Annotated in this window: 6 protein-coding genes; 4 read left to right on the forward strand and 2 right to left on the reverse strand. The window is 57.1% G+C overall.

Going from position 1 to position 13,177, the window contains the following annotated elements:
• Positions 1–121: 121 nt before the first annotated feature.
• Both AB6729_RS12920 and AB6729_RS12925 read right to left on the reverse strand, forming a co-directional pair.
• Positions 122–1,186 carry a glycoside hydrolase family 43 protein gene (locus AB6729_RS12920; protein WP_371082032.1) on the reverse strand — a complete coding sequence of 355 codons (1,065 nt, stop codon included), beginning with the start codon at positions 1,184–1,186 and terminating at the stop codon, positions 122–124.
• A gap of 30 nt (positions 1,187–1,216) precedes the next feature.
• On the reverse strand, positions 1,217–2,566 hold the full coding sequence (locus tag AB6729_RS12925; protein WP_371082033.1) for a DNA polymerase: 1,350 nt from the start codon (positions 2,564–2,566) through the stop codon (positions 1,217–1,219).
• A 326-nt stretch (positions 2,567–2,892) separates the two neighbouring features.
• Between AB6729_RS12925 and AB6729_RS12930 the strand changes: the two genes are divergently transcribed.
• The 4 genes from AB6729_RS12930 (at position 2,893) to hrpB (ending at position 13,103) form a co-directional block, all read left to right on the forward strand.
• On the forward strand, positions 2,893–6,546 hold the full coding sequence (locus AB6729_RS12930) for a carboxypeptidase regulatory-like domain-containing protein (RefSeq protein WP_371082034.1): 3,654 nt from the start codon (positions 2,893–2,895) through the stop codon (positions 6,544–6,546).
• Between the two features lie 125 nt (positions 6,547–6,671).
• Positions 6,672–7,739 carry a ComEC/Rec2 family competence protein gene (locus AB6729_RS12935; RefSeq protein ID WP_371082035.1) on the forward strand — a complete coding sequence of 356 codons (1,068 nt, stop codon included), beginning with the start codon at positions 6,672–6,674 and terminating at the stop codon, positions 7,737–7,739.
• 91 nt (positions 7,740–7,830) lie between these two features.
• Entirely contained in the window at positions 7,831–10,683 is a 2,853-nt protein-coding gene (locus tag AB6729_RS12940; RefSeq protein WP_371082036.1) for a ribonuclease R family protein, read from the forward strand.
• Between the two features lie 2 nt (positions 10,684–10,685).
• Complete coding sequence (gene hrpB / locus AB6729_RS12945; RefSeq protein WP_371082037.1) at positions 10,686–13,103, forward strand: ATP-dependent helicase HrpB; 2,418 nt, start codon at positions 10,686–10,688, stop codon at positions 13,101–13,103.
• The last annotated feature ends 74 nt before the right edge of the window (positions 13,104–13,177 follow it).

The raw sequence follows: 13,177 nt of genomic DNA on the forward strand, positions 1-13,177 counted from the left end.
CGCGCGTGCCGGGCATCATAGGGTTGCATTTCAAAAAAGATCAAGTGTATTCGACAGGAAATAGTCCCGCATCTTTGAGGGGCGGGATGACTGCAAAATCACAGTAGCTATCGAGCGGGGACTAAGGTGTCTCTACATTCTTATGCAAGAGGGGAACGGCCCCAGGACCATCCTTGGTCATTGTTACCGGTTCGATATTTCCGTTCTTATCGAAGCGCATGGGATCGATGGCCATCACGCGTTGATTGCGATCTGCGGTGCCAAGCGGATGGCGATGGTAGACGATGTACCAGTTGTCCGTGTTCGGAATGCGAACCACGGAATGATGTCCAGGCCCATTTGCAATCGTTGGATCGGTGGAAAGGATTTTCCCCGCAGGTGTGAAGGGACCAGTGGGGCTTGTGCTCTTTGCGTAGGCAACGCCATAGGTGCTGTTACCCCAGTCGCCCTCGGACCACATGAAGTAATACACACCGTTACGTTTGATCATGAACGGGCCTTCGGTATAGTGCGTGGGCGTGATCTCTTTGTAGAGCGTGCCATCGGACATGGGAATGACATGTGTCAGATCGCTGGATAGTTTTGCTACATTGCAGTGACCCTGGCCGCCGTAATAGAGATAGACCGAGCCATCGTCATCTTGAAAGGCCATCGGATCGATGGGTTGCGCACCGTTCTGGAATGCGCCGATGAGCGGCTTGCCCAGCGCATCCTTGAATGGGCCACCGGGCTTGTTGCTGACAGCAACGCCAATGCCACCGGGGAAGGTATCCGTCTTCTGGATATCGTTCGCTGCGAAGAAGAGGTAGTACTTTCCATTGCGATAGATTGCGGACGGCGCCCACACCGCGTACGCGGCCCACGATACATTCCTCACACTGAGTACCTGCGGATGCTTCGTCCAATGCACCAGGTCTGGCGACGAAAATGCATCCAGCGATGTCTGTGAGAGGTAAGCCTTATGCACGACGTGCTGCTTGCGCAGCTTTGTTTGCTGTGTGTTGAAGCGGCTCTCATCGCTCTGCTCACCGGTGTTGGAAGAAGTTGGGTAGATCCAATACTGGTGATCGAAGACGCGAATCTCCGGATCGGCGTAATAGCCTTGTGATGAAAGATTCGCCGTAGCCTGCGCGAAGCAGGGAATGGAAACAAGAACGGCAGAGAGCAATGTGAAAAGGCGCTTCATGTCTGAGCATGAGGCTACTGCAATTGCTGCTTACATGTAATCCACGCCGTACTGCACGGGAATCTGGGTGAACGCAATGCGAGTTGGCGCGCTTTCCTTTGCCGGCAACATGCCTGCGAAATGCAACGTGGTGTGACCGTATTTTAGGTTCAACTTATCCAGTGTGCGGCTTAGCTCATTGCGATTGTCTGGATCGGCGAACAGCGTGGGTTGCTGTTCGTCTTCGTGAATCAGGCGGTTTAATGTAACGCCGATGAAGAAGGGGCGTTGATATTCCGGGCCGGTGGGTTGTTGCTGCCACAGCTTCTGCAACATCTCCAGCAGCGTGAGCGTGTCCTGGCAGGTGGGGAAACGTGCCTCCATGCCCCATCCATCGTGCTTGATGCCGCTCTGGTGATGGCGAACTTTGTTCTTCTGTTCCGCCTGCTCACGATTCAACTGATAACGGATGGTCAGTGCGAGCGAGCCAGCGCACATTTTTTCCATGCGCAGACGCATGGCAGCTTTGTGCAGCAGCTTGTGCGCAATGGCCCATGCACCCTGCGGATTGCGGTGCTCCGGCCCCAGCACATGCGAATGCCCCAGCGACTTCTGCATCTCGTTGGGCAGTGGCGCGCCATCGTCTCCGGTATTGTGTCCACGCAACCAGTGATAGAGGCGGTCCCCCCACACGGAGTTCCACAGGTTGTGCATCCCCTCGCGGTTCAGATCCAGCAACTGCGCCATGGTGGTGATGCCTTTGCGATGAAGCATCTGCTCCGTGCGTGCGCCCACACCGGGAAGATCGCGTAGTTCCAGGTGAACGAGCGCCCGCGGCAGCTGCGACGGCAGCAGACCGATGAGGCCGTCGGGCTTCTGCATATCGCTGGCAATCTTTGCCAAATAACGGTTGGGTGCCATACCAATGGAACAGCGAAGCGTCTTGCCCACGTCGTCGCGGATGGCCTGTTTGATATCGAGAGCGATCTGGCGTGCGCGCGATGGCTCCTGTTCGCGGCCAATCAACTGGCAGGCTACCTCATCAATGGAAGGCACATGCGCGACGGGGCAAATGCGCTCCACTGCGTCATGAATCTTGTGGGAGAACTCGGCGTAACTGGAGTGGTCGCCCTCCACCAGGATGATGTCCGGGCAGATGCGTTTCATGTCCGCGACGCGCGTGCCAGTCTTAATGCCAAGGGCCTTCGCCTCATAGCTGGCCGCAATGGCAACCGTGGTATCGGCAAAGGTGGGAACAACGGCAATCGGACGGTCGCGATACTCCGGATGCAGCTCCTGCTCCACCGAGGCGAAGAAGCTGTTCAGATCCACATGCAGGAATCCGAAGCGGTCCGGAAGATCGCTCAGTTGCGGATTGAGAAATGGATCGGGCAAATCCATAGAACCAGTTTACTGTTTTGTTCGCCTCTTGTTCGCCAAGAAGAAGATTTTGAGCCTTTGCCAACTGCATTTACCGAGGCCAATCTCGGACGAATCTCAGAGCGGATGTTTCTGCGTAGTGAATAAAAAGTGAGAAAAGTAAAAAATCGGCGTTTCTTGGCGTTGACACGGTGGAAAAAGTAGGGCAATCTAACGCAAACAAAGATCAATCAGAGTCTCGCTGCAGGCCGTTTGTCTGTGCCTTTTGGCGAGATTCCCTTTTTGCTGTACATCGCGCGGTGATTTTGACCTTCATCGGCTCCGCGTGTTTCAGGAGGCAGTACAAAATGAAGAAGTTTTTGCTCACCGCACCGCTGGCTATGGTCTGCGTCGCGGCATATGGACAGGCCGTTTCCGTAAACGGCGGTGCCATTCAGGGAACCATCACCGACGCATCGGGCGCAGCCATTTCGAGCGCAAGCGTCACTATCGTTAACGCTGGTACCAGCGCCACCAAGACCATCACCACGGATAAATCAGGCTTTTACAGCGTTGGTCCTCTGAATCCTGGTGACTACACAGTCACTGTGGCGGCTTCGGGTTTTCAGCAGCTGGAAGTGAAGACCGTTATTCGTACGGGTACTGCTACTTCCGGTACCTTCAAGCTCCAGGTTGGCCAGTCATCTGAGACGGTGGAAGTTACCGCTGGCGACATTCAGGTGAACACCGATCAGGCCGGCGTAAGCGACGTGATCACGCGGGAGCAGGTGGAAGCTCTTCCGGTCAACGGCCGTAACTTCCTCGACCTCGCACAGATTGAGCCAGGCGTTCAGCTCCAGAACGGTACCAGCTTCGATCCCACCAAATCCGGCTACACGGGCCTCTCTGTCAACGGTGTCTCTGGCCGTACCACCCGTATCATCCTTGACGGTTCGGACATTACTGACGAGTTCGTGGGAACCACCATCTTCAACGTGTCTTCGGGCGCGGTGAATGAGTTCCAGCTGAATCGTTCCACGCAGGACGTGTCCGGTGAAGTCACCTCGCAGGGCCAAGTGCTGGTTTCCACCCGCTCAGGCACCAACGCGATTCACGGCCAGGGCTTCTACCAGTTTCAGGATCAGCGCGCAGGTTACGCGAACCCGAACTATACCGCTCCGAACACGCCGCCGTACTTCCAGCGTAACCAGTTCGGTGGCAGCGTAGGCGGCCCCATCCTCAAGGACAAGCTGTTCTACTTCGGCAACGCCGAGCGTATTCAGCAGGTCAACGCGGCTCCTTCCAACCTGGGAACCCTCTTCAACTCGTCTAGCATCGCGACGTCTTTTCCGACGATTGCAGCGCCTTATCGCCAAACCTATTCAACGATCCGCCTGGACTATCAGGGCCCCCTTGGCGGCCACTACTTTGCGCGTGGCAACTACAACGTGGATTCGTCGGTAACCGGTACCTACTACTCGGTCTACCAGAACCGCGACAACACCTACGGCCTGGCCTTTGGAGCGGACTTCTCGCATGGTCGTCTGACCCACTCGTTCCGCGGCGGTTATGAGAAGTTCCATAACCTGATCGTGGACGCGACCGGAAGCAGCGTATATAACCCGCTCGGCGGTAAGGTCGCACTGACCTACACCGGCCAGATCGCATTTGGTCCCAATGCCAATGCACCTCAGGCGACCTACCAGTCCGACAAGCAGATGCGTTATGACGGCAGCTGGACTGTTGGTGCGCACAACATCCGCTTTGGTGGTGCGCTGAACCGTGTTCAGGCTGGTGCATATGCCGCGTTCTACAAGCTCGCTCCGCGTGTCACACTGACCGCGAACGCCCTGCTTGGTGGTACCGTAACGTCGAACAACCCGCTGGGTGAAGGCTGCAACGGTGCTGTCACCACTACGACCTGCGCAAGTGATCCGGTCAACGGTTATAACCTCGTCGGTGGTTTCACCTTCTCCAACGGCTACGGTTATTCCACAGAACTTCCGGGATTCAATGCCCCGTATGGTGGTTCTGCTTCTTGGCGCGGTTCGGGCTACGTTTCGGATAGCTGGAAGGTTACCCCGAGTTTGAGCCTGGTTGCAGGTTTGCGTTACTCCATCGATACGAACCGTGAAAACAACGATATCGATCAGCCTACTTGTGCTGCGTATGCTTCGGGTAGCCCCTTCGCAACGTCGAATGCGGCCTATGTTTGTAACGGTAAGGCCAGCAACACCTACCTCTCGTCGCTCTGGGATTCCAGCCTGACCGGTAAGGTGAATCAGCCGACGAAGAACTTCGGACCGCAGGTTGGCTTCAACTACGCTCCGGGCAACCACAAGACCAGCTTGCGCGGCGGCTTTGGCGTGTTCTATGAGTCGGTTGTCTGGAACAACAGCTCCAACGCTCGTGGAAACATCCTGCCCGTGTACTACGGCTACTCGACGGTGACCTCGGTCTGTTCCGCGTATAGCATTACCTATCCGGATGGCAGCATTGCTACCACCACACCGAGCGGTCAGGACTTGCAGACGTGGTGCAAGAACTCCACCGTATCGCAGGCCGCCGGCCAGATCGTGGCCATCGCTCAGAAATATCAGGCGATGTACACGCCCACCGCGAACCCCACCTATGTGGCAAACCGTCTGAGCGCTTCGGGTATCTACGGCCAGAACTACAAGCAGCCGTACTCCCTGCAGTGGAACTTCGGTATCCAGCGTGAACTGTGGAAGGGGGCCGTCATCACTGCGGATTACATTCATAACTCCTCGCTGAAGATCGGCCAAACCATCGATCTCAACCACATCGGTGCAGCTCGTACCTTCAGCTCAGCAAATGCTCTGGCTGCAATCAACCGCGTGTCCGCTCTTGCCGCGACCAAGGGAACCTGCGGAACGGCAACTACGGCTACCGCTTCGGCTGTGGTGCAGTGCATCATCACGGCGAATCCGACCTACACCATCAATACCTTTGCTGGTCAGGGTCTCGATACGGCGGCAAACTATACTGCGAGCACGAACTACAAGTACTCCAAGGGAACGGCCTCTTCGGTTACTCCGGCCGCCTTCCCTGGTCTGAATGCTGACCTTGGTTCGGGTGCCTTCATCCGTCCTACGGGGCGGTCTGGCTACGATGCTCTCCAGGTTGTGTACCGTCAGTCGCAGTCGCATCCCGCTCCTGGTATTGATCGTGCAAACTTCCAGGTGTCCTACAACCTCTCGCGTATCGTCTCGAACCTGAGCTCTTCTGACGAGTTCTTCTCCTCAGCTGCGTACGACAAGGACAACCCGAGCGCCTACATGGGCCGCAACTCTCTCGATCGTAAGCATCAGCTTTCGTTCGGTGGCGCATTCACTATCAAGCATGGTCCGCAGATTGGTCTCATCGGCCACTTCTTCTCGGCTTTCTCAAGCAACATGACTCTGGACGGCGGTATCGGTAACGGTGCGATCTTCCAGACCAACCTCTCCGGCGATGGTGCCAACGCACAGGCTCCGGGAGTCCAGCCCTATGACTACATGCACGCTGTCAACGGCGGCTCGATCAGCAACTACATCACTAACTTCAATGGAAACTACGCTGGCAAGCTGACACCTGCCGGACAGGCTGTGGTAAGCAGCGGCCTCATGACAACCGCCCAGCTCACCACGCTGAAGGGTGTGGTTCAGCCCATCGCGCAGACTCCACAGGCGTTGGCTCCTAATAACCCGATGTACCGCGCTCTCGATGCCAACATCTCCTACCCCATCCGCTTCCACAAGCTGCGTGAAGGTATGGAACTGGTACCCTCAGTCGCGTTCTACAACGTAGGTAACTTCAGCAACTTCGGCACCTACACTGGCACGCTGCAGAACACGACCACCGCGGGTGGCACGGTCAACAGCGGCACTGGCGGAAACGGCTTCATCACCGGTGTGAATAGCTTTGCGGTGAACTCCACCAAGCGCACGCTGCGTGGTGCGGGTACCTTCGCTCAGGGTGCTCCTCGCCAGGCGGAGTTTGCACTCAAGCTGAACTTCTAACCGCTAACTCAACAACAGAAAGGGACCGTTTCGGCGGTCCCTTTCTGCGTTTGCGAGCGACTCGTATTCGGCGGCCAATGAATCGTGCTGTCTACTGTTCATTCGACACGGTATGCTGTTGGACCATGAAGATTCTTACCTCTCTTGCCACGCTCAGTCTGTCCGCTTTGCTTACTCTGGGTGCCTTTGCGCAGAAGAATTCGTTGCGCATTACGGCCATTGACGTAGAGGGTGGGCAGGCAACCTTATTTGTTACGCCTTCCGGACAGTCGCTGCTGGTGGATACAGGTTGGGACAAGAACAATGGGCGTGATGCGGACCGCATTGTTGCGGCGGCGAAGGCGATGGGGCTTTCGCGCATCGACACGGTATTGTTGACGCACTATCACGACGACCACATCGGCGGTGTGCCTCAGCTTGCGGAGCGGTTTCCCATTGGCGCCTTTCTGGATCATGGAGAGCGCATTCCGAGCGATCCCAATGACACGTCTTTTCTTGCGAATTACCGGCAGTTGCTGGCGACCGGCAAGTACAAACACTTCGTCGTAAAGGCGGGAGATAAGCTGCCTGCTCCGGGCTTTGACGCGGTGGCGATTAGCAGTGCGGGTGTCGTGATGGATCATGATCGTGAGGCTCCCGCAGTCCACAGGGGCTCGAATCCTCTGTGCGCGAATGTGCAGCAGCCTGCCACGGATACGCAGGAGAACGGCCAGTCGCTTGGCATCATGATTCGTTTTGCAGGGCGGAAGATTGTGGATGCGGGTGACCTCACTTCAGATCGTGAATATTCGCTGGTATGCCCCGTGAACAAACTTGGCGTTGTCGACTTGCTCATCGTTTCGCATCATGGTGTGGACTGGAGCAGCAGCCCGGTATTTATCAATTCCATTGCGCCGCGCGTGGCCATTATGGATAACGGCGCGCACAAAGGGGCGAGTACATCGGTGATTGATACGATTCGTAAATCGTCACGAATGGAGGCCTTGTATCAACTTCATCTGGCGCCACCCGCAGGCTCGCCAAATCCTGGGAAAACGCCGCAGGAAGGCCCGGAGCACAATGTGCCGGAGGCCTTCATTGCCAATACACCAGGTACCGATGGCAGGAATGTGGTCATTGCCATCGGTGCGGATGGAGTCATGCGTGTGACGAACGAGCGTACCGGCGGTACGAAACAGTTCGCCCATAAGTAAGCCGCCGTTGTTGCGCGCACTACTGCTATGTCCATGAGGATGGCCTGGCCAGTTCTGCAATCGGGCGGCGCACAGAGTATGCTTCAGGCAGATGCCGGGTCACCCTTATCAGCACACGGATCGCGAGATTCTGCGGCGCATTCAACGCGCTGGCGGTCGCGCGGGTTACAAACAACTGGTTCGCGAACTGGGCATGGGCGGCGGCCGCGAACGCCGCATGTTGCTGGAGCAACTCATGCGCATGACGGCTCGTGGCGTCCTGGTGAAGATCGACCAGGAGCACTGGGCGCTACCGGAAGCAAATGTCGAACGTGCAAAGAACGATAGTCGCATTGCTGGTGGTCGCCGTGGCTTCGCGCATGATCTGAAGCGCCGCGTGCGGGAACGCATGGATGCGCGTGAGGGCAGCCGCAAGGATCTGATTGCGGGCAAGCTGCAGTTGCATCGTGACGGCTATGGTTTTGTGCGGCCGACGGATAGCACATCATCGGATGGCGATCTGTTCATTCCACCGCATGAGTTGAACGGAGCCATGCAGGGTGACCAGGTGCTGGTTTTGCCTGCTCCTCCTTCGCGTGACGGTCGCCGCAGCGGTCGCATTGTGCGCGTGCTCACGCGTCGCAACCCTACGGTCGTTGGGATATTCCATGCAGCAGGTGCGCGTGGTCGTGCGATCGATCACAGCAGTGACGACGTTCGGCTTCGAGGCAGCTACGTCACGCCTCTGGATGTGCGTATGCCTCAACCGGTACTGATTGAGAATGACCACGACCTTCCGGCCGCGGCTATCACACCACATCGCACGCTTGGCGCGGAGGCGAGCGCGCAAGAGCATGCGTGGGATGGCACATTGCAGAACCTGCACGGGCTTGCGGTGGATGTGGAGATCACGCAGTATCCCACGGAGTATTCGCCGGCGCGTGGGCGCGTGATTGAAGTGCTGGGGTCGCCAGATGCATTTGGTGTGGATGTCGAGATTGTCATTCGCAAACATCACTTACCGCATGTGTTCCCTGCGAATGTGTTAGCCGAGGCGCAGGACGCAGCACTGCGCAATGTCGCTTCACTGGATGACAACGAGATACGTGCACGCAGGGATTTTCGCGGCGAAGCAATCGTCACCATTGATGGGGAGACTGCGAAAGATTTTGATGATGCAGTCCTGGTGCGCAAACGTGACGACGGCACATGGGAGTTGCAGGTTCACATTGCCGATGTTGCGGAGTACGTGCTTGATGGCACGGATCTTGATCTGGAAGCGCGCTTGCGTGGCAACAGTGTGTACTTCCCGGACCGTGCGGTGCCCATGCTGCCGCAGGAGCTGTCGAACGGCGAATGTTCGCTACGGCCCGATGAAGATCGCATGGTGTTGTCCTGCATTGCAACGATCGATAGCGAAGGCAATGTGCTGGGGTATGAAGTATGCGAAGGCGTTATCCGTTCTGCGCGCCGCATGACGTATACGAAGGTGCAGAAGATCCTCGACGGCGATGAAGAACTGCGTGCGGAGTATGCGGGGTTTGTGCCGCAGTTTGAACTCATGCTGGAGCTTGCGCAGAAGTTGAATGGCAAGCGAGTGAAGCGCGGTTCGATTGATTTTGATCTGCCGGAGCCGGTGATTGATTTCGACGAAAACGGCGCGATGCGAGGTGTGCATAAGGCAGAGCGCGCGTGGTCCAACCGCATTATTGAAGAGTTCATGTTGTGCGCCAATGAATGCGTGGCGCGGTGGATGGAAGCAAGCGGTGTGCCGGCAATGTATCGCATTCATGAGATGCCAGATCCGAAGCGCATTGTGGAGTTTGAAGATGCGGCGGCGGCATTCGGTGTATCGCTTGGTGTTGGTGCGTTGCCTGTGAAGACGTTGACGATGAAGGCGGATCGTCGTGATCAGCGTCGTCAGAGTGAACGAGGCCGCGATGGCCGCAGACCGCATCAGCATGAAGTGTCTGCGCATATTGAAGTGGAGCCGCAGATGTATCAGCGCCTGGCCGCAAAGATACAGGGCAGGCCGGAAGAGCGCATTCTCAGTTATCTGATGCTGCGTTCGTTGAAGCAGGCGAAGTATTCCGAGAAGAATGAGGGGCACTTCGCGCTTGCTGCGCCTGCGTATACGCACTTTACTTCGCCGATTCGCCGCTATCCTGACTTGATTGTGCATCGTGTGGTGAAGACGCTGCTTGCGGAAGGCGCTTCGCCATTCGGAGGCCCAGAGGAGACGGCATCGTCCTCAGCGCAACGATTCGCAGCGACTCACTCTCACGAATTAATTCATGCAGAAGGTTATGACGAGCTGTATCCGCGCGAAGAGATTGCGGCCATTGCGCAGGAGTGCAGCGAGACGGAGCGTCGTGCTGCCGATGCGGAACGTGAACTGATCGAGTGGAAGAAGATCGCGTTCATGAGTGACCGCGTGGGGGAAGACTTTGCCGCGATGGTGCTCTCCGTAACAAAATACGGAGCGTATGTGGAATTGCACGATCTGTATGTGGAAGGTCTTGTGCCGATTCATTCCCTTACAGACGACCACTACACATATCGCGAAAATGCTCGCGAAATACGCGGATCGAAAAGCGGTAAGACGATCCGTCCTGGGATGCAGGTGCGTGTCCTGCTTGATCGTATTGATCGCGGCAATCGCAGGCTGCAGTTTGCGATTATCCCGCATGAAGAAGTTGCAGCGGAAGGCACGCGCCCATTTGTCAGCAAGCGGACAGGCAAGACAATAGAGCGTAAAGAGAAGCAGCCGACTGCGAGAACAGAGGGGCTGCGTCCTGCGAAGGGCGCTAAGTCGCGTACTGGTAAGTCGCGTACTGCTAAGCCGCAATTGTCGAATGAATCTCCCTTTGCGAAGTTTGCGACGATTGATGGTGTGAAGCCTCGGCGACGCAAGAACAAAGACCTGATTGCAGCAAGCCGAAAGAAGAAGGGCAAGCGTAGTTAGCAATGTGCGCTGCGCTGTCGTCTCGCAAACTGCATCTGCCTGTCGACGATCTGTTACCGGAGATTGTTGCGGTAATGCATTCGTCACACGCGTTGGTATTGCAGGCAGAACCTGGTGCAGGCAAGACAACACGTGTTCCACCAGCATTGCTGGATGTGGTGCAGGGCGATGTGATTGTGCTGGAGCCACGCCGTCTTCCTGCGCGCATGGCAGCGCGGCGTGTTGCTCAGGAGATGGGCGAAGAGGTGGGAGCCACCGTTGGCTATCAGGTGCGCTTCGATGAGAAGGTCAGTGCAAAGACGCGGCTTCGCTTTTTGACGGAAGGCATTTTCCTCCGCCGCTTGATTGCCGATCCTACATTGCGCGGTGTGGGGGCAGTGGTGCTGGATGAGTTTCATGAACGGCATCTGGATGGTGATCTTGCACTGGCGCTGATGCGTCGAGTGCAGCAGACATCGCGGCCTGACCTGAAGATACTGGTGATATCGGCCACACTGGATGCCGCGCCCATTGCGGAGTTTCTTGGTGGATGCCCGGTGATGGATGCGCCGGGGCGTGTGTTTCCGTTGACGATTGCATACACGCCACAGGCTGCAGAGCCTCTTCATGTGCAGGTGCGCATGGCAGTGCAGCGATTGATGCGCGAAGGACATCGTGGTCACATGTTGGTGTTCTTACCCGGCGCTGCGGAGATTCGTCGTGCTATGCGTGAATGCGAAAACGTTACGCAAAGTCATGGCTTGTTGATGTTGTCTTTGCATGGTGATCTTTCTCCCGCGGAACAGGATCGTGCGGTTGGGCCATCGACGCAGCAGAAGCTGATTCTCTCCACGAATGTTGCGGAGAGTTCCGTCACGGTGGAAGGGGTTACCGCGGTGATTGATAGTGGGCTGGCGCGCATTGCATCGCATTCACCGTGGACGGGCTTGCCCACGCTGGAGATCAAGCGCATCAGTAAGGCAAGTGCGAAACAGCGTGCGGGGCGCGCTGGCAGAACCGCTCCTGGGCAGGTATTGCGTTTGTATTCCGAGATGGATTTCTCGCCGCGCGCAGACCATGATGTGCCGGAGATTCTACGCAGCGATCTGTCAGAGCTTGCACTTGCATTGCGCGCCATGAAGCCAGCTTTGTGCGCGAAAGATGTTGCGTGGCTTACACCACCGGACGCGGATGCGTTGTCGCAGGCAGAGACATTGCTGGATCGGCTTGGAGCAGAGGATGAGATGGCGCGTCAGCTTGCACGATACCCACTGCCGGTGCGGCTGGCGCGCATGATGGTGGCGGCACAGGAACGGGGCGTGGCAGCAGAAGCTGCAACGGCTGCGGCGTTGCTAAGCGTGGGTGGGAAAGTTGAGCGCAATGATCTGCTCGCTGCAATGGACGCACAGGTTGCGCAACCCGATCCAAAGGTACGGCAGACGGAGCAGCAGCTTCGTCGGATTGCCGGCGTTGCCGCAGGGGCAAGGCATGGTGCAGTAGATGAACCGCTGCTGCTTTCTGTGCTGCAGGGTTTTCCCGACCGTGTTGCGAGAAGGCGCAACGGTAAAGAGATGCTGTTGAGCGGCGGTGGCTCTGCGGAAGTGCAGGGTGACGCTTTGCCTTACGAGTTTGCCGTGGTGATGGATGCAGAAGACCGTAGCGATCGTCCGTTGCCACTGGTGCGCATGGCGTCGCGTATCGAGCCAGACTGGTTGATCGACCTGTTTCCGGAACGTGTGAAAGAAGAAGAGACGCTCACGTGGAATCGCAACGCAGAGCGTGTGGAAGCGGTCACGTCATTGCGCTACGAGGGGCTGTTGCTGCAAGAGTGGCGCGATGCAGGTCCAGATGCGGAACATGCCTCAAAGCTATTGGCAGAGCAGGCTGTGGCTGCGGGTGTTGGCCGTTTTCTGGATGCGGAGGCAATGGAGAATCTGCGGGCGCGTGCTGTATTTGCAGGGCTTCCCGTGCCGGATGTGCAGCAGGAACTGGAGGAGCTTTGCATAGGGCTGAGCCGTTTTTCGTTTGAAGAGCTGCGACGTGTTGCAGAGAGTTTATTGCCGACACTCGAGGCAAAACTGGAATCGCAACGGCTCCGTGAACTGGCTCCTGCAACGCTGAAGCTGAAGGCCGGACGGCAGGTGAAGGTGCATTACGAAACGGGCAAACCGCCGTGGATTGCGTCGCGAATGCAGGACTTCTTTGGCATGGAAGATGGGCCGCGTGTTGGCCCGGAACGGACACCGGTGGTAATGCATCTGCTGGGGCCAAATCAGCGCGCGGTGCAGACGACGGCTGATCTCCGCGGATTCTGGCAGCGGCTGTATCCTGAAGTGCGTCGCGAACTTATGAGGCGTTATCCACGGCATAAGTGGCCGGAAAATCCTCTTTCGGCGGAGGCGGTGGAAGAGGCAAAGCACCAGCCCGGACGGCGTTCCTGACCGTTTCGAAGCTTCGCCAGCGCTTATGCGTCTAATCTGTAAAGGTATGGCGCGGCGAGTGACCTGACGCCGCT

The sequence above is a fragment of the Terriglobus sp. RCC_193 genome, from assembly GCF_041355105.1.
GTDB lineage: Bacteria > Acidobacteriota > Terriglobia > Terriglobales > Acidobacteriaceae > Terriglobus.